Genomic DNA, 23,247 nt, shown 5'->3' on the forward strand with positions numbered 1-23,247 from the left:
CCCCGGGAAGGCTAGCGGCGCCCGCGTGTTCCGGCCATGGCCCCTCCGCCGGGGCTCACCGGCCGCTGCGGGCCGGGTCCTCCTCCAACAGGTCGTCCAGATACGGCCGCAGCACCTCCGGCAGGGCGGCGCGGTCCATCGTGCGCAGCAGGGCGAACGCCGGTTCCGCCAGGAAGTGATCCAATGCGAGCAGCGCGTGCAGGTGGGACTCCAGCGCGTCGTGGTCCTGCTCCCGCACCGCGGCCCGGGCCAGCGCGCCGCACAGGTAGCGGCCCACCTCGGGCGCCCAGGAGTTCGGCCAGTCCGCGATGGCTTCGGCGGCGGACCACCGGGTCCGGGGGTCGGCAGAGCGCAGCCCCGGTGCGTACTCCCGGGCCCTGGGATCGGCGTCCAGGCGGTCCCACTCGGCCAGCTCCCGCGCGCCGGACCCGGACAGCAACACCCGGGCCGTGCAGCCGGGGTCCAGCCGGTCCACGGCCCTGCCGTAGACCTCGATCCGCTCCAGCACCACCCAGGCCCCGCCCGGGGTGCGCAGCCCGAGCCCGGAGTGCGGGGCTCCGCGCAGGCAGCGCACGACGACCCGGGTCGCGTCGCCGACGGGTTCCGCGGGCCCGGAGATCTGCAGCCGGGCGGCGCGGACGAGCAGCGCGGCCAGGACCGGGGAGTCGGCGCAGCGGCCGGCGAGGCGGACCAGCGCGGCGTCGCCGAGGGCCGGTTCGACGGCGGGCAGGGCGTCGATCTGCGCCGCCAGGGCGGCCGGGTCGTCCTCGCGGCCGACGGCGTCGGCGAGCGCGGCGGCCAGGTACCGCTCCTGGTCCGGGCCCCAGGCGACGTCCACCGCCCGGCGTGCGGCGGCCTCCCTCAGCCGGGGGTCGGCCGCACGCAGGTGTGCGCCGATCAATTCGTGCAGTGCCTCCGAGTCCATGTGGCATTGTCCCCCGTATGGATGACAGATCGGGCGCGGCACGGGACAGCCTGGAGGGGCTGGTGCTCGGGGACGCCTTCGGGCAGAGCTGGTTCGTACGGGACACCGGGGCCGGCGAGCGGTGGCTGGCCGGGCGCGAGCTGCGTCCGGGGCCGTGGAAGTGGACGGACGACGGGGCGATGGGGCTCGTCCTGCACGCGCATCTGGTCCGGTACGGGGAGGTGCGCCCGGCGGAACTGGCCGCGGCCTTCGCCGCCGAGTACGCGCGGGACGCGTACCGCCAGTACGGGGCCTCGATGCACGAGGTGCTGGAGCGGATCGGGGCCGGGGAGGACTGGCGGGCCGTCACCGGCGAGCAGTTCGGCGGCCAGGGCTCGTGGGGCAACGGGGCGGCGATGCGGGTGGCTCCGCTGGGGGCCTTCTTCCACGGGGACATGGACGCGGTGGTGGAGCAGGCGCGGCGTTCGGCGCTGGCCACGCACGCGCACCCGGAGGCGGTGGCCGGTGCGGTGGCGGTGGCGGTGGCGGCCGCGCTGGCGGCCGCGGGCCGGGGCGGACCCGCGCCGCGGCGCCCGGACTTCCTGCGGGAGGTGGCCGGCCGGGTGCTGCCGGGCCAGGTGCGGGACCTGCTGCTGACGGCGGCCGGGCTGCCGGACGGTACGACCGTACGGGAGGCCGCGGAGCGCCTCGGCTCGGGCTGGCGGATCTCGGCGCCGGACACGGTGCCCTTCGCGCTGTGGTGCGCCGCCGGGGAGCCGGACGACGTGGCCGAGGCGCTGTGGCGCACGGTGGAGGGCTGGGGCGACCGCGACACCACGTGCGCGATCGCCGGCGGTGTGGTGGCCGCCCGCGCGGGCCTGTCCGGCGTCCCGGCCGACTGGTGGTCCCGGGCCGAGCCGGCCCGGATCCCCGGCGGGACCGCGTAACGGCCGTCGGCGGACACGTCCTCAGGGCATGTCCGGGTGCGGGCGGTCCGCCGCCCGGGCCTGCGCGCGCCGTTCGGTGGGGCTGATGCCGTACGCCTCGCGGAAGGCGCGGCTGAAGACGGCGGCGCTGCCGAAGCCCCAGCGGGCGGCGACGGCGTGGATGGGCCGGTCGAGCAGTGCGGGCCGGGCGAGGTCGGCGTGGCAGTGTTCCAGCCGGCGCCGGCGGATGGTGGCCGCGACGCTCTCCCCCCGGTCCCGGAACATCAGGTGCAGCCGGCGCACCGAGATGTGGTGGCGGTCGGCGATGGTCTGCGGGGTCAGGCCCGGGTCGCCGAGGTTGTGGTCGATGAAGGTGTCGATCCGTTCCAGCGGGCCGCGGGGGCCGGAGGCGGCGGGGGGGGTCGCCCCCGGTGCGGCCGCCGGCGCCGTCGTGGTGCCCGGCCAGGCAGGCGGTGATCAGGTCGGCCGCGACCCGTCCCAGCCGGTCCAGATCCCTGGGCGCGCATTCGGCTCCGTGCGATCCCAGGGTCCGCAGGAACCGGCCGGCGATCGCCCCCATGCCCGTCTCGCCGGAGATCCGCTGCGCGAGCAGCCGCTGCGCGTCCTCGATCGGCACGGGCGACGCGCTGCCGGGCAGCCGGACCGTGACCGCCGTCCTCGACCGCATCGTTCAAGACCCCCGAATCACCGGTCACTCGCACCTCTCGGCATGACGGCCCATTGTCCCCCGGTGCACCCCTCGGCGACCCTCCGCGCGGGACGCGCGGGACCCGTGGGACAGGTGGTTCCCGCCCCGTCCGCGCCGGGGTTCCGTCAAGCCGGCGGCCCCTACGTCACCTAGTCCCGGCCGACTTGACGGAGCCCCGGCGGATGTCGACCCGGGGCTTGGTATCGGCCGTGCCACTACGTACGAGTAGTTAACCGAGCGCGCGGATTGGGCGGGGTGAGAGTGGGAAGGGCTCCCCGGGTACACGTCGTACACGCACGGCGCACCCGCCCACAAACCCTCTCCCCGCCACCCGAGTGAACGCGGACAGGAGCGGCCATGCCCGCAGCCCAGCCGTCCACTGAGCGGCTAGAAACAGAGCGAACAGAGCGTGCACTACCAGCTGCCCTCGCGGCTGGCCTGTTGTCACCGAGCCCTGCGAACTGCCCCCAGGTGATCCCATCATGATCGGTCGCATTCCCGTGCTGGACGTCCGCCCCGCCGTCGACTGCGGCGCCAGACCCGCAAAGGCGGTCGTGGACGAGGTCTTCGAGATCTCCGCCACCGTGTTCCGCGAAGGACACGACGCCGTCGCCGCCCACCTCGTCCTGCGTGATCCGGGCGGGCGGCTGCGGGCCCCCGTGCCGCTGAGCGAACTCGCCCCCGGCACCGACCGGTGGGGGGCCAAGGTCTCCGTCGAGGCCGAGGGGAGGTGGACGTACACCGTCGAGGCGTGGAGCGATCCGGTGGCCACCTGGCGGGCCCATGCCGCGATCAAGATCCCCGCCGGGATCGACACCGGGCTCATGCTGCTGGAGGGCGCCGAGCTCTACGAGCGGGCCGGGGCCCGGATCCCCAAGCGCGACGGGCGCGAGGCCGTCCTGGCCGCCGCCGGGACCATGCGCGACGAGGACCGGCCCGCTGCCGAACGGTACGAGGCCGCCCTCGACCCGGCCGTGGACGCCGCGTTCGCCAGGCGCCCGTACCGGGAGCTGGTCACCGCCTCCAAGCCCCTGCCGCTGCTGGTGGAGCGCAAGCGGGCCCTCTTCGGCTCCTGGTACGAGATGTTCCCGCGCTCCGAGGGAGCGGTGCTGGAGCCCGGCGAGGCCCCGGTCAGCGGGACCTTCCGGACCGCCGCCGAGCGGCTGCCCGCGATCGCGGCGATGGGCTTCGACGTGGTCTACCTGCCGCCCATCCACCCGATCGGGTCCACCTACCGCAAGGGTCCGAACAACACCCTTTCCGCCGGAAGTTGGGACCCGGGCGTGCCGTGGGCCATCGGCTCCACCGAGGGCGGGCACGACGCGGTCCACCCGGAGCTCGGCACCATCGAGGACTTCGACGCCTTCGTCGGGCGCGCCCGCGAACTGGGCATGGAGATCGCGCTGGACTTCGCGCTGCAGTGCTCCCCCGACCACCCGTGGGTGGAGAAGAACCCGCAGTGGTTCCGCCACCGGGCCGACGGGACGATCGCGTACGCCGAGAACCCGCCGAAGAAGTACCAGGACATCTATCCGATCCACTTCGACACGGACATGGCCGGCATCGTCGAGGAGACCTGCCGGATCCTGCGGCACTGGATGGACCACGGCGTCCGCATCTTCCGGGTCGACAATCCGCACACCAAGCCGGTCGTCTTCTGGCAGAAGGTGATCGCGGACATCAACAAGTCCGACCCGGACGTGATCTTCCTGGCCGAGGCCTTCACCCGGCCCGCGATGATGCGGGCGCTGGCCGCCGTCGGCTTCCAGCAGTCGTACACGTACTTCACCTGGCGCAACACCAAGGCCGAGCTGACCGAGTACCTGACCGAGCTGGCGGACACCCCCTCCGCCTCGGTCATGCGGCCGAACTTCTTCGTCAACACGCCGGACATCCTGCACGAGTACCTGCAGCACGGCGGCCGTCCCGCCTTCGAGGTCCGGGCCGTCCTGGCCGCCACCCTCTCCCCCGCCTGGGGCGTCTATGCCGGCTACGAGCTCTGCGAGAACACCCCGGTGCGCGAGGGCGGCGAGGAGTACCTGAACTCCGAGAAGTACGAGTTCCGGCCGCGCGACTGGGCCGCCGCCGACCGCACCGGCGCCACCATCGCCCCGCTGATCACCTCGCTGAACCGGCTGCGCCGCCGCAACCCCGCGCTCCAGCAGCTGCGCGACATCCACTTCCACTCGACCGACAACGAACAGGTGATCGCCTATTCGAAGCACGCCGGAGCCAATTCCGTACTGGTGGTCGTCAACCTCGATCCGCACCACACCCAGGAGGCGACAGTGTCGTTGGACATGCCGGTACTCGGCCTCGACTGGCACGGGTCCCTCGCGGTGCGCGACGAGCTCACCGGCGAGACCTATCACTGGGGCAGGGCGAACTACGTGCGCCTAGAGCCGGGCCGCACGCCCGCGCACGTACTGGCCGCTCTGCGACCGTCCCCGCCCACCGGAGGGTCACCCACCACATGATGATCAACGATCCCGTCCACGACACCTTCGAGGACACCCCCGCCAAGGACCGCGATCCCGACTGGTTCAAGCGGGCGGTCTTCTACGAGGTCCTCGTCCGCTCCTTCCACGACAGCAACGGCGACGGCGTCGGGGACCTCAAGGGGCTCACCAGCAAACTGGACTACCTCCAGTGGCTCGGTGTCGACTGCCTCTGGCTGCCGCCGTTCTTCGCCTCACCCCTGCGCGACGGGGGTTACGACGTCGCCGACTACACCTCCGTGCTCCCCGAGTTCGGCGACCTCGCCGACTTCGTGGAGTTCGTGGACGCCGCGCACACGCGCGGCATGCGGGTGATCATCGACTTCGTCATGAACCACACCAGCGATCAGCACGAGTGGTTCCAGCAGTCACGCAAGGACCCGGACGGTCCGTACGGCGACTACTACATGTGGGCCGACAACGACAAGCAGTACCAGGACGCCCGCATCATCTTCGTCGACACCGAGACCTCCAACTGGACGTACGACCCCGTACGCAAGCAGTACTACTGGCACAGATTCTTCTCCCACCAGCCGGACCTCAACTACGAGAACCCGGCCGTGGTGGAGGAGATCGTCTCCGCCCTGCGCTTCTGGCTCGACCTCGGCATCGACGGCTTCCGCCTCGACGCCGTGCCCTACCTGTACGCCGAGGAGGGCACCAACTGCGAGAACCTGCCCCGCACCCACCAGCTCCTCAAGCGGGTCCGGGCCGAGATCGACACGCACTACCCGGACACCGTGCTGCTCGCCGAGGCCAACCAGTGGCCCGAGGACGTCGTCGACTACTTCGGCAACTACGAGAAGGGCGGGGACGAGTGCCACATGGCCTTCCACTTCCCCGTCATGCCGCGCATCTTCATGGCCGTACGAAGAGAGTCCCGCTACCCGGTCTCCGAAATCCTGGCCAAGACCCCGGCGATCCCGGACCGCTGCCAGTGGGGCATCTTCCTGCGCAACCACGACGAGCTCACCCTCGAAATGGTCACGGACGAAGAGCGTGACTACATGTACGCCGAGTACGCCAAGGACCCGCGGATGCGGGCCAACATCGGCATCCGGCGCCGGCTCGCCCCGCTCCTGGACAACGACCGCAACCAGATGGAGCTGTTCACGGCCCTGCTGCTGTCGCTGCCCGGCTCGCCGGTGCTCTACTACGGCGACGAGATCGGCATGGGCGACAACATCTGGCTGGGCGACCGCGACGGCGTCCGCACGCCGATGCAGTGGACCCCGGACCGCAACGCCGGTTTCTCCTCGTGCGATCCGGGCAGGCTGAACCTGCCGGTCATCATGGACCCGGTCCACGGGTACCAGGTCACCAATGTCGAGGCGGCCATGGCGTCGCCCTCCTCGCTGCTGCACTGGACCCGGCGGCTGATCGAGATCCGCAAGGCGAACCCGGCCTTCGGACTCGGCTCGTACACCGAACTGCCGTCGTCGAACCCGGCGGTGCTCGCGTTCCTGCGCGAGCACGGGGACGACCTGGTGCTGTGCGTGCACAACTTCTCGCGCTTCGCGCAGCCCACCGAGCTCGATCTGCGGTCGTTCAACGGACGGGTCCCGGTGGAGCTCACGGGTGATGTGCGCTTCCCGCCGATCGGCGAGTGGCCGTACCTGCTGACCCTGGCGGGCCACGGCTTCTACTGGTTCCGGCTGCGGGCCGAACAGCGCGTCGACAAACGCGCGAAGTAGCGGGCCGAGGACGGGGCGGGCAGCTCGAATGGGTCAATCGCCCGCCCCTGTACGGACCATCCTGACCCGACACTCGCACATGCCGGAGAAGCAACTGCCGCGCATCCGGGACACTCTGCGCATTCTGTGACGGCCCGGGGAAAGGACGCGACGCCATGTCGGAGGCTGCATCCGCCCGGAGCCGGCTGACGGCCGACCGGGCCGCCGGGATCGCTCCACTGGAGCCGATGCTCAGGGCCTGGCTGCCCGCACAGCGCTGGTTCGCGGGCAAGGGGCGCACCATCAGCAGGCTCAGGACCGTCTCGGCGGCCGAACTGCTGCCGCCGGGATCCACCCCCGGACTGCTGCACCTGCTCCTCGACGTCGACGGGGACTGCTACCAACTGCTGCTGGGCATCCGCCCGTCCCTGCCGCCCGCCCTCGCGCCCACCCTCATCGGCCATGCCGAGGACGGCCCGTACGCGGGCCGGGCGGTCTACGAGGCGCTGGGTGATCCCCGGCTCGCGGCCATGCTGCTGGAACGGCTGCGCTCCCCCGGGGTCCTCGGCCCGCTGCGCTTCGACCGGGACCCGGCCACGCCGATCCCGGCGGGGCTCACCCCCCGGCCGCTGTCCGGGGAGCAGACCAACTCCTCGCTCATCTACGGAGATTCGTTCATCCTGAAGGTGTTCCGCCGGGTCGGCCCCGGGGTCAACCCGGACCTGGAGCTGCCCAGGGCACTGGCCGCCGCCGGCTGCGCCCGGGTCCCGGCCCCCGTCGCCTGGTACGAGGCCGAGCCGCCCAGCAGCGAAGCGCTGACCCTGGGCGTGCTCCAGCCGTACCTGCGCGGCTCCGACGACGGCTGGCAGCTCGCGCTGCGCCGGCTCGGCGCCGGGGCCGACTTCACCGCCGAGGCGCACGCGCTGGGCCGGGCCACCGCCGAGGTGCACAGCGCGCTGGCCGCGGCGCTGCCCACGGTCGCGCTCGGTCCGGAGCAGACCGCCCGGCTCGCGGCGGGGATGACGGCCCGGCTGGCCGCCACCGCCCGGGAGGTACCGGCGCTGCGGCCCTACGAGGCGGGGCTGCGGGGCGCCTTCGACGCGCTGGCGGCCTCCCGGGGGGCGGGGGTGCCCGCCCAGCGGATCCACGGGGACCTCCATCTGGGTCAGACCCTGCGCACCCTCGACGGCAGCTGGTCGTTGATCGATTTCGAGGGCGAGCCGGCCCGGCCGCTGGCCGACCGGCGCCGTCCCGAACCGGCGGTGCGCGACATCGCCGGGATACTGCGCTCGTTCGACTACGCCGCCCGCTCGCACCGGCCGTTCGCCCCCGCCTGGGCGGACGACTGCCGGGCCGCCTTCTGCGAGGGCTACGCCCGCACCACCGGCCGGGACCCCCGCGAGGACCCCGTGCTGCTGCGGGCGTACGAGACCGACAAGGCGGTGTACGAGGCCCGTTACGAGTCCCGGCACCGCCCCGACTGGCTGCACGTCCCGATGGCCGCGATCCGGCGGCTCTCGGAGCCCGTACGGCCCGCCCACCGCGTGCCGCCGACCCCGTCCGCCCCCGGCTCCATCTCCCCCCACCCTCACCCCCACCCCCGCCCGAAACCCCCGAGGAGGCCGCTCGCGTGAGCGCCGCACGACAGCCGTCACCGACCGTCCGCGACGAAGCCGCACCCGCCCCCGCCCCCGCCCCGGCCCCGGCGGCGGCGGCGAAGAAAGCCCGGGCGCCCCGGGCCCGCCGCGCCGCCCCTCCGCGCGGCGTCCGGCCGGCTCCCGCACTCGGCACGGACGAGCGGGCGCGGCTGCTGGAGGGCCGCCACCACGATCCGCACGCGGTGCTGGGGGCCCGTACCCAGCGGGGCGGGGTGGCCTTCCGGGTGCTGCGCCCCTATGCCAAGGCGGTCACCGTCGTCGCGAAGGGGCTGCGGGCCGAGCTCATCGACGAGGGCGACGGGCTGTTCTCGGGGCTGCTGCCGCTGACCGGCGTGCCGGAGTACCGGCTGCTGGTCACGTACGACGGCGACGAGATCGAGGTCCACGACCCCTACCGGTTCCTGCCCGCCCTCGGCGAGCTGGACCTGCACCTGATCGGCGAGGGCCGCCACGAGCAGCTGTGGAAGGCGCTCGGCGCCGAGCCGATGGAGCACCAGGGCGTGGCCGGGACCCGCTTCACGGTGTGGGCGCCGAACGCCCAGGGGGTCCGGGTCACCGGGGACTTCTCGTACTGGGACTCCGTCGCCTACCCGATGCGCTCGCTCGGGTCCACCGGCGTGTGGGAGCTGTTCCTGCCCGGGGTGGGCTCCGGCACGCTCTACAAGTACGACATCACCCGCCCGGACGGCAGCCACACCCTGCGCGCCGACCCGATGGCCCGCTCGGCGGAGGTCCCCCCGGCGAACGCCTCGGTGGTCACCGCCTCCCGGTACGAGTGGCAGGACGCGGCGTGGATGGCCGGGCGTGGTGCCCGTCCCCCGCACCAGGCTCCCTTCTCGGTGTACGAGCTGCACCTGGCGTCCTGGCGGCCGGGGCTCTCGTACCGGCAGCTCGCCGAGCAGCTCCCCGGGTACGTCAAGGAGCTGGGCTTCACGCACGTGGAGCTGATGCCGGTCGCCGAGCATCCGTTCGGCGGTTCGTGGGGCTACCAGGTCACCGGCTTCTACGCGCCGACCTCGCGGATGGGCACCCCGGACGACTTCCGCCTCCTCGTGGACGCGCTGCACCGGGCCGGGATCGGGGTGATCGTCGACTGGGTGCCCGCGCACTTCCCGCGCGACGACTGGGCCCTCGCGGAGTTCGACGGGCGGCCGCTGTACGAGCACCAGGACCCGCGGCGGGCCGCGCACCCGGACTGGGGGACGCTGGAGTTCGACTACGGCCGCAAGGAGGTCCGCAACTTCCTCGTCGCCAACGCCGTGTACTGGTGCGAGGAGTTCCACGTGGACGGCCTGCGCGTGGACGCGGTGGCCTCGATGCTCTACCTCGACTACTCGCGCGGCGAGGGCGAGTGGGCGCCCAACGAGCACGGCGGCCGGGAGAACCTGGACGCGGTCGGCTTCCTCCAGGAGATGAACGCGACCGTGTACCGGCGCTGCCCGGGGGTGGTGACCATCGCGGAGGAGTCCACGGCCTGGACGGGCGTCACCCGGCCGACGGACGCCGGCGGGCTCGGCTTCGGCCTGAAGTGGAACATGGGCTGGATGCACGACACCCTGCGCTACATGTCGAAGGAGCCGGTGCACCGCAAGTACCACCACCACGACATGACCTTCGGGATGATCTACGCCTTCAGCGAGAACTACGTGCTGCCGATCTCGCACGACGAGGTGGTGCACGGCAAGGGTTCGCTGGTGTCGAGGATGCCCGGGGACGACTGGTGGCAGCGGCGGGCCTCGCACCGGGCGTACCTGGGCTTCATGTGGGCCCACCCGGGCAAGCAACTGCTCTTCATGGGGCAGGAGTTCGCGCAGGGGTCGGAGTGGTCGGAGGTGTACGGGCCGGACTGGTGGCTGCTGGACTCCTCCTACACGGCGGCCGGTGACCACCGCGGCGTACGGGACCTGGTGCGCGACCTGAACCGCACGTACACGGCGGCGCCCGCCCTGTGGGAGCGGGACACCGTGCCGGAGGGCTTCGCCTGGGTGGAGGCGGACGCCGCGGAGGACAACGTCTTCGCGTTCCTGCGGTACGCGCAGGACGGCTCGCAGCTCCTGGCGGTGTCGAACTTCTCGCCCGTGGTCCGGCACGGCTACCGGATCGGGGTGCCCGAGGAGGTGCCGCTGTGGCAGGAGGTGCTCAACACCGACCTGGAGGTCTACGGCGGCAGCGGCATCCACCACACGCAGCCGCTGCGGCCGGAGCGGGTCCCGGCGCAGGGCCGCCCGGCGAGCCTGCGCATGACCCTCCCGCCGCTGGCGACGGTCTGGTTCCGGCCACAGGGCTGAGGCGCCGGGGCCCGGGGCGGGGGCTCAGGCCGTGGCGAGCTGCTCCTCCAGTTCCTGGAGCAGCCGGCGCTTGGCCCGGGCCCCGACGATCTGCTGGACGGGCTCGCCGTCACGGAAGACGAGCAGGGTCGGCATGGACAGCACCCCGTACCGGGTGACGGCCCCGGGGTTGCTGTCCGCGTCGATCTGCACGACCTTGAGCCGGCCGGCCTCCTCGGCGGCGATCGAGGAGAGTACGGGGGCGAGCTGGCGGCAGGGGCCGCACCAGTCCGCGGTGAACTCCACGAGGACGGGCCGCCCCCGCTCCCCGAGCACCTCGGCCTCGAAATCCGCGTCGGTCACCTGCGCCACACCGTGAGCCTTCATGCCACCGTCCCTCTCGTCCATCCGGTCATCTCGCACTTCGGCACGGCCGCTTCACCGGCCGCCCGTTCCGCGTCGGCCAACTGCCGTCCGAGCTGTTCGCGCACGTCGGCCAGCTGGCCGATCAGGCCGTCCAGCTCGGCGAGCTTGCGCCGGTAGACGGCGAGCGAGGCGGGGCAGGAGTCCCCGGCCGGGTGGCCGGCCCGCAGGCAGTCCACGAAGGGCCGGGTCTCCTCCAGCTCGAAGCCGAAGTCCTGGAGCATGCGGATCTGGCTCAGCAGCCGCAGGTCGTCCTCGTCGTAGGTCCGGTAGCCGTTGCCGGCCCGCCGCGCGGGGAGCAGCCCGCGCGACTCGTAGTACCTGAGCGTCCGGGTGCTGGTCCCCGCCCGCTCCGCCAGTTCGCCGATGCGCATGGAACGACCGTATTCCTTGACGCCGACGTCAAGGCAAGGGAAGGGAAGGGAAGCCGAGGAAGGCCGGGGAGAGAGGGGCGGGGCCCTCGCCACCCCCGTCGGCGAGGGCCCCGGAAAGGATCACGCAGGAAACGGCCGGCCGGTTCGAATTGTGCGAAGACTGTGAGAGGTCTTGCATCGGCGGGCGTTGGCTGGAACCGTACGCATGGAAAAGATCTTCAGGCTCACCGATTACCGGACAGTCGCTCGGAAACCCGACGAAAGGCCTTAACTTCATAGGACGTTCCTACGAGGTATGGGCTTGTTTGTTTGGTCTGTAGGCGCCGCAGCCTGGCCACTTCTACGGTGTGCGGTGTGCACTCCAGCCCACCTTTCAATGCCCCCGCCGCGCGTCGCCTGCGCGCGGCCCTGGGCATGGCTCCCGGACATGTCGCCTACGGCCTGCGTGCCCAGTACGGACTCGTCGTCGCGCCCGAGACCGTGATGGCCTGGGAGCGTGGCGAGATATCACCTTCCTCCGCCGAGCTCACGGCTCTCGCGGGCGTTCTGTGGTGTGCGCCCGGCGAGCTGCTCGCCGAACCGGTCACCCTGCGGGAGCACCGGGTCGCCCGGGGGCTCGCGGCGGACGACCTGGCCCGCCGGATCGGCCTGGAGACGGGCTCGTACCAGAAGATGGAGGACACCGGGCGCTGGAAGGGCAACGAACGGCAGTCCGCCGCCCTGGCCACGGTGCTGGGTCTGACGCTGGCCCAGTTCGTGACGGCGACCGGCAAGCACGAGGAGCTCGCCGACCTGCTGCGCAGTGCGGTGACCACGCGCTGGCAGGCGTACGTGAAGCCGCTGGGCAAGCTGCTGCCGATCCCCAAGCACCATCTGGAGGCGGTGCTGGAGCAGCTGCACGGCGACTACCAGTCGCGGATGGTGGCGACGCTCAGCTGGGGCGGCGGCCAGGGCGAGGCCGGCAGCGGGGACGCGGGCCGGGAGTTCCTCGCCGAGATCGTGGACCGGTTCTGGCACCTCGCGGGCGGTGCGGCGTAGGACGAGCGCATCGGGCGGACCACCGGCACCGGCCGAACGGCCCCGGGCCCGGCGCGGACGCGCGGGGACCGGGGCCGTGCGGCCGGGGAAGCCGGGAATCCGGTGAAGCCGGGGAATCCGGGTCGCAGGTCCCGCCCGGGCCGGTGTCAGAAGACCGATTCGGCCTCGTACATGCGCTCCTCGGGGACGGTCTTCAGCTCGGTGACCGCCTCGGCGAGCGGGGCCATCACGACGTCGGTGCCGCGCAGGGCGGTCATGTTGCCGAATTCGCCGCGGTGGACGGCCTCGACGGCGTGCCAGCCGAAGCGGGTGGCGAGCACCCGGTCGTAGGCGGTGGGGGTGCCGCCGCGCTGGACGTGGCCGAGGATGACCGGGCGGGCCTCCTTGCCGAGGCGGTGCTCCAGTTCGATCGCGAGACGGTTGCCGATGCCGGCGAAGCGCTCGTGGCCGTACTGGTCGATCGCGCCCTTCTCGTACGGCATCGAGCCCTCGGCCGGGTGCGCGCCCTCGGCCACGCAGATCACGGCGAACTTCTTACCGCGGGCGAATCGTTCCTCCACCATCTTCACCAGGGCGTCCACCTCGAAGGGGCGTTCCGGCAGGCAGATGCCGTGGGCACCGCCGGCCATGCCGGACTCCAGGGCGATCCAGCCCGCGTGGCGGCCCATGACCTCGACGACCATCACGCGCTGGTGCGATTCGGCCGTGGTCTTGAGGCGGTCGATCGCCTCGGTGGCCACCATGACGGCCGTATCGAAGCCGAAGGTGCGGTCGGTGGCGGAGATGTCGTTGTCGATGGTCTTCGGTACGCCGACGACCGGCATCCCGGCGTCCGAGAGCATCCGGGATGCGGTCAGAGTGCCTTCGCCGCCGATCGGGATGAGGGCGTCGATGCCGTAGCGCGTCGCCAGCTCCTGGGCGTTCTCGGCGGCTTCATGGAGACGGGCGCGTTCCATGCGCGCCGAACCGAGGATCGTGCCGCCGCGGGCGAGGATGCCACTGACGGCATTGATGTCGAGGGGGCGGAAGTGGCCGTCGAGGAGGCCCTTGAAGCCGTCCTCGAAACCGATGACCTCATCTCCGTGCCCGACCAGGGCGCGGTGTACGACCGACCGGATGACAGCGTTGAGGCCCGGACAGTCGCCGCCTGCGGTGAGAACTCCGATACGCATCGTGCTGTGTCTCCTGCCGTACATATGAAGGGCGTAATGGTGAAGCCTGTCCGATTGTTCCACGGGCCCGGGACGCCGCACGTTTTCGGCGACTGTGCCCCGAAGGCCTTCCGGCCCTCCCGGCCAGGCCTTTTTCCGAAGGGCGCCCTATCCATTGACAGAGGTATTGTCAAGGGGTCGAGTCAGACCAAAATGACATTCACAGCATGGGACGGAGAGCGGGCGTGACGCGCAGCGTGTACGTGACCGGTGTCGAGCGGGGGGACGGCCGGCAGGTCGTCGAGCTGGGAATCATGGAGCTGCTGACCCGGCAGACGGGCCGGGTCGGCGTCTACCGTCCGCTGCTGCACGACGCACCGGACCGGCTCTTCGACCTCCTCAAGGGCCGCTACCGGATCGATCAGGACGCCGCGGCGGCCTACGGAATGTCCTACCAGGAGGCCTCGGCGATCCTCGCCGAAACGGGCACCGACGAGCTGGTCTCGCAGCTGGTCGACCGCTACCACCGGGCAGCCCGCGACTACGAGGTCATGCTCGTCCTCGGCACCGACTACGCGGAGACGAACCTCCCCGACGAGCTGGCGCTCAACGCCCGCCTCGCCAACGAGCTGGGCGCGGTCGTCGTGCCCGTGGTGGGCGGCACCAAGCACCACGCCGAGGCCGTGCGCGCCGAGGCCCGCAACGCCTACCGCGCCTACGAGACCCTGGGCTGCCACGTCGTCGCGATGGTCGTGAACCGGGTGGCCGCGGAGGACCGCGACGTCATAGCCGAGCGGCTGGCCGCCCGGCTGCCCGTGCCCTGCTACGTGCTGCCGGACGACAAGTCGCTCTCCGCCCCGACCGTCGCCCAGATCACCCGGGCGCTCGGCGGTGAGGTGCTCCTCGGCGACGAGGCCGGGCTGGCCCGCGACGCCCTGGACTTCGTCTTCGGCGGCGCCATGCTGCCGAACTTCCTGAACGCCCTGACCCCCGGCTGCCTGGTCGTCACCCCGGGGGACCGCTCCGACCTGGTCATCGGCGCGCTGGCCGCGCACACCTCCGGCACCCCGCCGATCGCCGGTGTGCTGCTCACCCTGAACGAGCGCCCGGGCCAGGACATCCTGACGCTGGCCTCGAAGCTGGCGCCGGGCACGCCCGTGGTGTCGGTGGCAGGCAGCAGCTTCCCCACCGCCGCCGAACTCTTCTCGCTGCAGAGCCGGTTGAACTCCGCGACCCCGCGCAAGCTGGAGACCGCGCTCGGCCTGTTCGAGCGGCACGTGGACACCGGCGAGCTGCGCGGTCTGCTGTCGGTGGCCCGCTCGGAGCGCGTCACCCCGATGATGTTCGAGCACGAGCTGCTGGAGCGGGCCCGCTCGGACCGCCGCCGCGTCGTGCTGCCAGAGGGCACCGAGGAGCGCGTGCTGCGCGCCGCGGACGTGGTGCTGCGCCGGGGGGTCTGCGACCTGACCCTGCTGGGCGACGAGCAGGCGATCCTGAAGAAGGCCGCCGACCTCGGCGTCGACATCTCCAGCGCCCAGCTCATCGACCCGGCGACCTCCCCGCTGCGGGAAGGTTTCTCCGAGTACTACGCCCAGGTCCGCGCCCACAAGGGGATGACCGTCGAGCTGGCGGGCGACGTGGTCACCGACGTCAACTACTTCGGCACCCTGATGGTCCAGCGGGGCCTGGCCGACGGCATGGTCTCCGGTTCGGTGCACTCCACCGCGGCGACCATCCGCCCGGCCTTCGAGATCATCAAGACAAAGCCCGAGGCGTCCATCGTCTCCTCGGTCTTCTTCATGTGCCTGGCCGACCGGGTCCTCGTCTACGGCGACTGCGCGGTCAACCCGGACCCGAACGCCGAGCAGCTCGCCGACATCGCCGTCCAGTCGGCCGCCACCGCGGCCGCCTTCGGCGTCGAGCCGCGGATCGCGATGCTCTCGTACTCGACCGGCACCTCGGGCAGCGGCGCGGACGTCGACAAGGTCCGCAAGGCCACCGAGCTCGTCCGCGAGCAGCGCCCGGACCTGCAGATCGAGGGGCCGATCCAGTACGACGCGGCCGTGGAGCCCTCGGTCGCGGCGACCAAGCTGCCCGGGTCCGAGGTGGCCGGCCGCGCGACGGTGCTGATCTTCCCCGACCTCAACACCGGCAACAACACGTACAAGGCCGTGCAGCGTTCGGCGGGCGCGGTGGCGGTCGGCCCGGTCCTCCAGGGTCTGCGCAAGCCGGTCAACGACCTCTCGCGCGGTGCGCTCGTCCAGGACATCGTCACCACCGTGGCCATCACGGCGATCCAGGCGCAGGGCACGCCGTCGCCCACGGCCACCGCCTGATCCCCCCGCCCTCCCCCACCGCCCGCGACAAGGAAAGACCCTCATCGTGACCGCATCGCGCGTACTCGTCCTCAACTCCGGCTCCTCGTCGGTCAAGTACCAGCTCCTCGACATGGCGGACCGGTCCCGGCTCGCGTCGGGCCTGGTGGAGCGCATCGGCGAGGAGACCTCCCGGCTGGTGCACGAGCCGCTCTCGGGTCCGGGCGCGGCCGCCGGCCGGCGGGAGCGGCTCGGCCCGATCACGGACCACGGGGCCGCGCTGAAGGCCGTGGCCGCGGAGCTCGCCGCGGACGGGATGGGCCTGGACTCACCCGAACTGGCGGCGGTGGGGCACCGGGTGGTGCACGGCGGGACGCGGTTCACCCGGCCGACCGTGATCGACGACGAGGTGCTGGCGGAGATCCGGAGCCTGATCCCGCTCGCCCCGCTGCACAACCCGGCGAACGTGACGGGCATCGAGGTGGCGCGCTCGCTGCGCGCGGACCTTCCCCAGGTCGCCGTCTTCGACACGGCCTTCCACGCGACGATGCCGGAGCACGTGGCGCGGTACGCGATCGACGCCGCGACCGCCGACGCGTACTCCATCCGGCGGTACGGCTTCCACGGCACTTCCCACGCCTACGTCTCGCGGGCGACGGCCCGGCTGCTCGGCAGGCCGGTGGAGGACGTGAACGTGATCGTGCTGCACCTCGGCAACGGCGCCTCCGCCTCGGCCGTGCGGGGCGGGGTGTGCGTGGAGACGTCCATGGGCCTGACCCCGCTGGAGGGTCTGGTCATGGGGACCCGTTCGGGCGATGTCGATCCGGCGGTCGTCTTCCACCTGGCGCGGGTGGGCGGCTTCTCGGTGGATGAGATCGATTCGCTCCTGAACAAGAAGAGCGGTCTGCTGGGCATGTGCGGCGACAACGACATGCGCGAGGTGCTGCGGCGCGCGGGCGAGGGCGACGAGGCGGCGAGCCTCGCCTTCGCCGCGTACGTCCACCGGCTGAAGAAGTACATCGGGGCCTACGCGGCGGTGCTCGGGCGGGTGGACGCGGTGACCTTCACGGCCGGGGTCGGCGAGAACGCCCACCAGGTGCGCGAGGCCGCGATCGACGGCCTGGGCGCGCTGGGCCTGGTGCTGGATCCGGAGGCCAACGCCGTGCGGTCCGCCGAGCCGCGGCTGGTCTCGGCGGAGCATGCCCGGGTGGCGGTGGCGGTGGTCCCGACGGATGAGGAACTGGAGATCGCCACCCAGGCGTATGCGCTGGTTACCGACTAGTCACTTGGACTTTCCGCCAGACGGAATATTCCGCTACGAAACAAACCGATAGGATCCAGTCATGCGCCGTTCCAAAATTGTCTGCACGCTGGGCCCCGCCGTCGACTCGTATGAGCAGCTGAAAGCGCTCATCGAGGCAGGTATGAACGTGGCCCGATTCAACTTCAGCCACGGGTCCCAGGCAGAACACCAGGAGCGGTACGACCGCGTCCGGCAGGTCTCCGAGGACACCGGGCGCGCCGTCGGCGTCCTTGCCGACCTCCAGGGCCCGAAGATCCGTCTGGAGACCTTCGCCGAGGGTCCCGTCGAGCTGGTGCGCGGTGACGAGTTCACCATCACCACCGAGGACGTCCCGGGTGACAAGTCCATCTGCGGCACCACCTACAAGGGCCTCCCGGGCGACGTCGCCAAGGGTGACCAGATCCTGATCAACGACGGAAACGTCGAGCTCCGGGTGACCGAGGTCGAGGGCGCCCGGGTCCGGACCATCGTCATCGAGGGCGGTGTCATCTCGGACCACAAGGGCATCAACCTGCCGGGTGCCGCCGTGAACGTCCCCGCCCTGTCGGAGAAGGACGTCGACGACCTCCGCTTCGCCCTGCGGATGGGCTGCGACATGGTCGCCCTGTCCTTCGTCCGCGACGCCAACGACGTCAAGGACGTCCACAAGGTGATGGACGAGGAGGGCCGCCGGGTCCCCGTCATCGCCAAGGTGGAGAAGCCGCAGGCCGTCGAGAACATGGCGGCCGTGGTCGACGCCTTCGACGCGGTCATGGTGGCCCGTGGTGACCTCGCCGTCGAGTATCCGCTCGAAAAGGTCCCGATGGTCCAGAAGCGGCTCATCGAGATGTGCCGCCGCAACGCCAAGCCGGTGATCGTCGCGACCCAGATGATGGAGTCGATGATCACCAATTCCCGCCCGACGCGCGCGGAGGCCTCCGACGTCGCCAACGCCATCCTCGACGGCGCGGACGCGGTCATGCTGTCGGCCGAGTCCTCGGTCGGCGCCTACCCGATCGAGACCGTCAAGACGATGTCGAAGATCGTCACGGCGGCCGAGGAGGAGCTCCTCTCCAAGGGCCTCCAGCCGCTGGTCCAGGGCAAGAAGCCCCGCACCCAGGGCGGCTCCGTCGCCCGCGCGGCGTGCGAGATCGCGGACTTCCTCGACGCCGAGTCGCTGATCGCCTTCACCCAGTCCGGCGACACCGCCCGCCGCCTGTCGCGCTACCGCGTGACCCAGCCGATCCTGGCCTTCACCACGGACGTCAACACCCGCAACCAGCTCACGCTGAGCTGGGGCGTCGACTCCTACATCGTCCCGCACGTGGACACCACCGACGCGATGGTCGACCTGGTGGACGGCGAGCTGCTCAAGCTGAACCGCTACAACCAGGGCGACACCATGGTCATCACCGCCGGCTCGCCCCCCGGTGTCCCCGGCACCACCAACATGGTCCGCGTCCACCACCTGGGCGGCGACACCCGCGCCTGACGTCGCCGGCCCGTTTGAACTCTGCCGCACAGAGGCCGAGGGCGGCACCCCGGATCCACGAAGGATCCGGGGTGCCGCCCTCGGTGTTTGTCCCGGCCCGGCGATCCTGTGGCTTCCCTGTGCGTTTCTTACTTACGAGTAGCGTGTCCGAAAATGCGCTACCGGCGGTAAGGGGATCATGAAACTGTCAGTGCACGCCTTGGGGGAAGGCATGCCGCTCATCACTCGCGCCTGACCAGCGCCCACACGTTCGCACGCCTTCCTTCGGGCTGCCCATTTCATTCCGAAGGACAGGCAGACACGTGCAGAGATCCACCCTTTTGCGGGGCAGGAGCCCGGCTGTCCGGGCCGCGCTACGGCGCGGCCTCGCCGGCACCGCCCTGGCCACCAGCGCCGCCCTGCTGGCCGGCCTCATCAACGCCGCCCCGGCGTCGGCCGTAGAGATACCGCCGGACGACGAGCCGGCGTACCGGCCCATCAGCCTGGGCGCACAAGCCCGGCTGGACCGCTGCTCGGGCGGCTTCGCCCTGCACGTCGGCGGGCCCGAGCTGAAGAAGTCGGCGGCCAAGGCCCTGACCGGCACGCCTGCGGAGCTGGCCACGGCCACCGACCCGGTCATGGGCATGGACCCGCTGCGCCAGGCCATGTTCAAGGACCGCGATGCCTACGAGGGCTCCTTCGTCGCGTCCAGCGACCGGCGGGACCGCTGGCAGGCGTCCAACAAGGTCTACTGGGAAACCGGCAACCGCGGTGGGGTCTCCCAGTACGCCCCCCAGTTCGACAAAGACATCGTCGCCTTCACCTACGACCAGCGGAACCTGTACTACCGGCTCGGTGAGGACGGACACGCGCCCGCCACCAAGGCCGCGGCGGACAAGGCGAGGGCACTGGCCGCCCAGCTCAAGGGGCAGGACCCGAACCTGGATTTCGTCACTGGTTCCGTCCTCGACGACGCGGACAAGACCGAGCTCAACTACGGCGCCGCGACGGCCAGCGACATCGCCCGCTACCTGCGGCTCGGCGGCTTCATGAAGGAGACGCCGGCCGAGGGGTCGGTCGAGTTCCGCCTTGAGGTCGAGGCGATGAAGGCCGCCTGGGGCGCCTGCGACAGCCGCAACCCGATCGACTACTACCGGGTCATGTCGCCGATCGTCGTCACCGCGCACCTGGAGTGGGAGCAGGAGTACGCCGGCCAGACCACCTCGCGCAACGAGATCGTCAACGCCGAGGTAACCGCCGCCGCGGAGACCCGCAAGGCCGCCGAAGCGATGATCGAGTCGCTCGGGCAGGCGTGGCTCGCCGACCAGATCCTGACCTGGCAGAAGTACTGGGCCGACCAGCCCGCGAACGCTTCCAACCGGCCTGCGGCCGCCGTGTTCACCCAGGCCGACAAGGACCTCACCACCGCCCGCACCAAGGCCGCCGACCAGGCGAAGATCGCGGCGACCGCCTCGGCCGCCGCCAAGACGGCGGCCGACAAGGCCAACACCTCCCAGAACGCGGCGTGGACCATCGCGGACGCCGCCAAGACCCCCCGCGGCCGCGGCCTGCTGTTCGCGCAGCAGTCCGTCCAGGTCGCGAAGGCCTCGGCCGCCGCCGCCGAGGCCGCCGCGAAGGCCTCGCTGACCGCGTCGAACGCCGCGAAGGCGACCGTCGAGGACAGCAAGACCCTGTACGCGCTTGCCCAGACCCAGTCGCACGCGCTGAACACCGAGTTCCGCCGCGTCGCCGCCCAGGAGGCCGCCGCCCAGGCCAAGGCCGCCGCCGCCTCGGCCGCGGCTCAGGCCAAGGAGGCCGCGGACAACGCCACCAAGGCGAAGGCCGCCCAGGCCACCGCCGAGGGCGCGCAGGAGACCGCCCGCAAGGCGGCCGAGACGGCCAAGACCGAGCGGGCGAAGGCCGAGAAGGAGAAGGCCACCGCCGTCAAGGAGCGGCAGACCGCCGCCACCGAACGCGGCAAGGCCCAGGCCGCCGAGAAGCGCGCGGCGACCGAACGCGACGCTGCGGGCCGGGCCCGTACCGAGGCCGAGGCGCAGGCAACGACCGCGCGCGACCAATTCGGGCTGGCTCTCGACGCCGAGGGCAACGCCGCCGAGGCACGTGAGAGGGCCGAGGCCGCCGAGGTCGAGAAGAACGCCACCGCGTCACGCGCCGCCGCGCTGGAAGCCGCCGCCGCGGCAGCCGTCGGCACGCCCGCGGCCGCGGAGACCCGGGAGGCCGCGACGGCCGCCCGGGCCGCCGCGAACGATGCGGCCGGTGCGGCCGGTCGTGCTCGTACCGAGGCCGAGACCGCGAAGACCGCCTCGGTCAACGCCCGCGCCGCTTCCACCCGCGCCGACGGTGCCGCAGAGCGGTCCCGGGCGTCTGCCGACACGGCGTGGTCCGCTTGGGAGACCAGCTTCGCCGCCTCCCTCACGTCACACGCCGCCGCGGCCGACGCCATCGACGCGGCCGAGGCCGCATCGGTCAACGCCACCAAGGCCGAGGCCGCAGCCAAGAAGGCCCAAACCGCTTCGCTCGAAGCCATGAGCAACGCCGCGGCCGCCCGTACCGAGGCCGTCAAGACGGCCGCGTGGTCGGCCGTCACCGCCGGACACGCCTACGCCACCTCCATGGCGGCCACCGCCGCACGCGACTCCGCGGCGCAGGCCGTCCAGCCCGCCAACACCGCCATCGCGATCGGCACGGCCTACCGTGAGACCGACTCGGCGGCCGCTTTCGCCGCGCTGGTCGGTCAGTCCGCCAAGACCCACGCCGAACAGCAGGCGGCAGCCGCCACCGCCAAGGCCGACGAGGCCACCAAGGCCGCGGCGACCGCCAAGGCCCTCGCCGACAAGGCGGCCGGCGATTCCAAGCTCGCCGCCCAGGCGGCGGCCGCGGCGGCAGCCGACACGGCGGCCGCGCTGAAGTCCATGGCAGCCGCCCGCGCCTCGGCGGCGGAAGCCGCTCGGGCCGCCGACGCCGCCAAGAAGGCGGACGACAAGACGAAGGAGTACAGCACCCAGACCGGCACGGACGCCCTCTTCGCGAAGAGCGCCGCCAAGGACGCCTCCGACGCGGCGCTCGGCGCCAACGACGAGGCCACCGAGGCGGAGAAGAGCGCGGCGGGCGCCCACGCGTCCGCCGACGCCGCGACCCGCGACGCGAGCGCCGCCGACGCCGCGGCGACCCAGTCCGAGAAGGACGCCGTCGGCGCCGAGAAGGCCGCCGCCAACGCCGTCCAGGACGCGAAGGACGCCGAATCGGCTGCCGACCGCGCCGAGGAGGAGTTCCGCAAGAGGCAGGAGGAAGCGCGCAGGGCAGTCGTCGAGGCTCCCCCGTTCAACACGGGAGCGGACCTCGCGCAGGACGAAGAGGCCCTGCTGCTCGCGAACTGCGGGCAGTCGTGTGTCGACGAGTTCCGCGAGGCGAAGAGGCTCGCGGGCCAGGACGTCCTCAACTGGGTGATCGAGAACGGTGGGCAGATCCTGCTCGACGAACTCGGTTACACAGACGCCAAGAAGTGCTTCGGCCAGCGCGACGTCGAGAGCTGCCTGTGGACCCTGGTCAACGTCGTGATGGTCGGCGTGGCCATATCGAAGATCCCCGCCGTCGCCAAGATCATCTACAAGGTGGGCAAGGGGGTCAACACCTTCCTTGACGGCATGGACCGGGCCCGCTTCACCCTGGAGCGGCTGCGCAAGCTCCTCGACACCCTCAAAAAGGGCCAGTCCGCCGTCGAGTGTCTCATCAGCACGGCGCTGGGCAGCGCCCCGCAGAGCGCTCCCGCCAAGCACTCGTTCCTGAGCGCTGCGGCGGCTCCCTCGGCCGGACCGACCCCTCCGAAGAAGCTCTGCCCCACGACGTCGTTCAAAAACGACCCCGGCCTCCTCGCGATCATGAGGTCTTCCGCGAAGAACCAGGACGTGGCCCGGGACTTCAACGCACTTGAGGCCAAGCTCAAGGACAATCCCCCTTCGGGGCCGGTCACCCAGATCCCGCAGGGCCTGGGCACCAAGAACCTGAAGGGAGCCAAGGGAGTCATGTACCTGCGGGCCAAGAGCGGCGCGAGGGTCTTCTTCCGCCGGGCCGGAGACACCTACGATATCGTCGGAATGACTGACAAGGACGGCGAGCCGGCCGTCATCAAGACACTGAAGCAGCTCTATGGATGACGATCCCCTCCACGTCGTGGAGACACCCCGGTTCTCCATCACGTACATCCTCGGCGCCGAGGACGATCCCCTGACCGTGGAGAACACCGACGCGCTCGTCACCGCGCCCGACGGGACGCGGTGGAGTGCCACGCTCCTGACCCTCGACGAGGTCGCCCGGGTCATGGACAGCTGGACGACCACCGGTGAGTGCGCCGGCGGTTCCTACCTGCAGGTGAAGGATCTGGTGATCGTCCGCGAACCCGGTGTGGAAGCCATGACCCGCGCGCTGGTGGGCATCTTCGACGAGTACGGGATGAACACCGAGGTCCTGCCCCGGTTCGGCCCCTGAGCACCACACGCACGACTGAGGCCCGCTCCCTGTGGGGAGCGGGCCTCTCGTC

General features: G+C 71.7%; 17 protein-coding genes. 12 read left to right on the plus strand and 5 right to left on the minus strand.

Features of this window, described 5'->3' with window-relative positions:
• Nucleotides 1–55: 55 nt before the first annotated feature.
• Nucleotides 56–925, minus strand: a complete 870-nt coding sequence (locus ACFY04_RS23060) for a hypothetical protein (RefSeq protein WP_389119221.1) — start codon at nucleotides 923–925, stop codon at nucleotides 56–58.
• Between the two features lie 17 nt (nucleotides 926–942).
• Here ACFY04_RS23060 and ACFY04_RS23065 point away from each other — a divergent pair, with 17 nt between their 5' ends.
• The gene (locus ACFY04_RS23065) at nucleotides 943–1,851 is read left to right on the plus strand and encodes an ADP-ribosylglycohydrolase family protein (protein WP_389119223.1); all 909 of its coding nucleotides are present in this window, start codon (nucleotides 943–945) and stop codon (nucleotides 1,849–1,851) included.
• 21 nt (nucleotides 1,852–1,872) lie between these two features.
• On the opposite strand, the gene ACFY04_RS23070 is transcribed toward ACFY04_RS23065, so the two are convergent.
• A complete protein-coding gene (locus ACFY04_RS23070; protein ID WP_389119329.1) occupies nucleotides 1,873–2,220 on the minus strand; it encodes a helix-turn-helix domain-containing protein in 348 nt (115 codons plus the stop codon).
• Nucleotides 2,221–2,408: 188 nt separating this feature from the next.
• Between ACFY04_RS23070 and ACFY04_RS23075 the strand changes: the two genes are divergently transcribed.
• From ACFY04_RS23075 to glgB, 5 genes are all read left to right on the plus strand, one after another.
• On the plus strand, nucleotides 2,409–2,564 hold the full coding sequence (locus ACFY04_RS23075; RefSeq protein ID WP_389119225.1) for a hypothetical protein: 156 nt from the start codon (nucleotides 2,409–2,411) through the stop codon (nucleotides 2,562–2,564).
• Nucleotides 2,565–3,021: 457 nt separating this feature from the next.
• Nucleotides 3,022–5,016 (plus strand): alpha-1,4-glucan--maltose-1-phosphate maltosyltransferase, encoded by a 1,995-nt coding sequence (locus tag ACFY04_RS23080; RefSeq protein WP_389119226.1) that lies wholly within the window; start codon nucleotides 3,022–3,024, stop codon nucleotides 5,014–5,016.
• Nucleotides 5,013–6,731, plus strand: a complete 1,719-nt coding sequence (gene treS, locus ACFY04_RS23085) for a maltose alpha-D-glucosyltransferase (protein ID WP_389119227.1) — start codon at nucleotides 5,013–5,015, stop codon at nucleotides 6,729–6,731. The genes ACFY04_RS23080 and treS overlap by 4 nt, the downstream gene beginning before the upstream one ends.
• Nucleotides 6,732–6,886: 155 nt before the next feature.
• Nucleotides 6,887–8,344 (plus strand): maltokinase, encoded by a 1,458-nt coding sequence (locus tag ACFY04_RS23090; RefSeq protein WP_389119228.1) that lies wholly within the window; start codon nucleotides 6,887–6,889, stop codon nucleotides 8,342–8,344.
• Complete coding sequence (gene glgB / locus ACFY04_RS23095) at nucleotides 8,341–10,656, plus strand: 1,4-alpha-glucan branching enzyme (RefSeq protein ID WP_389119229.1); 2,316 nt, start codon at nucleotides 8,341–8,343, stop codon at nucleotides 10,654–10,656. Before ACFY04_RS23090 ends, glgB begins: the two co-directional genes overlap by 4 nt.
• A 24-nt stretch (nucleotides 10,657–10,680) precedes the next feature.
• Here glgB and ACFY04_RS23100 read toward each other — a convergent pair whose 3' ends face one another.
• Together ACFY04_RS23100 and ACFY04_RS23105 are read right to left on the minus strand one after the other, a co-directional pair.
• On the minus strand, nucleotides 10,681–11,022 hold the full coding sequence (locus ACFY04_RS23100) for a thioredoxin family protein (protein ID WP_389119230.1): 342 nt from the start codon (nucleotides 11,020–11,022) through the stop codon (nucleotides 10,681–10,683).
• Entirely contained in the window at nucleotides 11,019–11,432 is a 414-nt protein-coding gene (locus ACFY04_RS23105; protein ID WP_389119231.1) for a MerR family transcriptional regulator, read from the minus strand. The genes ACFY04_RS23100 and ACFY04_RS23105 overlap by 4 nt, the downstream gene beginning before the upstream one ends.
• A 354-nt stretch (nucleotides 11,433–11,786) precedes the next feature.
• Between ACFY04_RS23105 and ACFY04_RS23110 the strand changes: the two genes are divergently transcribed.
• Nucleotides 11,787–12,470 carry a helix-turn-helix domain-containing protein gene (locus ACFY04_RS23110; protein WP_373041144.1) on the plus strand — a complete coding sequence of 228 codons (684 nt, stop codon included), beginning with the start codon at nucleotides 11,787–11,789 and terminating at the stop codon, nucleotides 12,468–12,470.
• Between the two features lie 146 nt (nucleotides 12,471–12,616).
• On the opposite strand, the gene ACFY04_RS23115 is transcribed toward ACFY04_RS23110, so the two are convergent.
• Nucleotides 12,617–13,642 (minus strand): ATP-dependent 6-phosphofructokinase, encoded by a 1,026-nt coding sequence (locus ACFY04_RS23115; protein WP_376165832.1) that lies wholly within the window; start codon nucleotides 13,640–13,642, stop codon nucleotides 12,617–12,619.
• 224 nt (nucleotides 13,643–13,866) lie between these two features.
• On the opposite strand from ACFY04_RS23115, the gene pta reads away from it, so the two are divergent.
• The 5 genes from pta to ACFY04_RS23140 all read left to right on the plus strand — a co-directional run bounded on the left by pta (nucleotide 13,867) and on the right by ACFY04_RS23140 (nucleotide 23,195).
• Nucleotides 13,867–15,957 (plus strand): phosphate acetyltransferase, encoded by a 2,091-nt coding sequence (gene pta, locus ACFY04_RS23120; protein WP_389119233.1) that lies wholly within the window; start codon nucleotides 13,867–13,869, stop codon nucleotides 15,955–15,957.
• A 46-nt stretch (nucleotides 15,958–16,003) separates the two neighbouring features.
• Nucleotides 16,004–17,218 carry an acetate kinase gene (locus ACFY04_RS23125; RefSeq protein WP_389119235.1) on the plus strand — a complete coding sequence of 405 codons (1,215 nt, stop codon included), beginning with the start codon at nucleotides 16,004–16,006 and terminating at the stop codon, nucleotides 17,216–17,218.
• Nucleotides 17,219–17,279: 61 nt separating this feature from the next.
• Nucleotides 17,280–18,710: a pyruvate kinase gene (gene pyk / locus ACFY04_RS23130; protein ID WP_389119237.1), complete on the plus strand. Its 1,431-nt coding sequence runs from the start codon at nucleotides 17,280–17,282 to the stop codon at nucleotides 18,708–18,710.
• Between the two features lie 302 nt (nucleotides 18,711–19,012).
• Nucleotides 19,013–22,864 carry a hypothetical protein gene (locus ACFY04_RS23135; RefSeq protein WP_389119239.1) on the plus strand — a complete coding sequence of 1,284 codons (3,852 nt, stop codon included), beginning with the start codon at nucleotides 19,013–19,015 and terminating at the stop codon, nucleotides 22,862–22,864.
• A complete protein-coding gene (locus ACFY04_RS23140) occupies nucleotides 22,857–23,195 on the plus strand; it encodes a hypothetical protein (RefSeq protein WP_389119241.1) in 339 nt (112 codons plus the stop codon). Before ACFY04_RS23135 ends, ACFY04_RS23140 begins: the two co-directional genes overlap by 8 nt.
• Nucleotides 23,196–23,247 lie beyond the last annotated feature (52 nt).

The sequence above is a fragment of the Streptomyces sp. NPDC001549 genome (assembly GCF_042894025.1).
Classification (GTDB): domain Bacteria; phylum Actinomycetota; class Actinomycetes; order Streptomycetales; family Streptomycetaceae; genus Streptomyces; species Streptomyces kutzneri.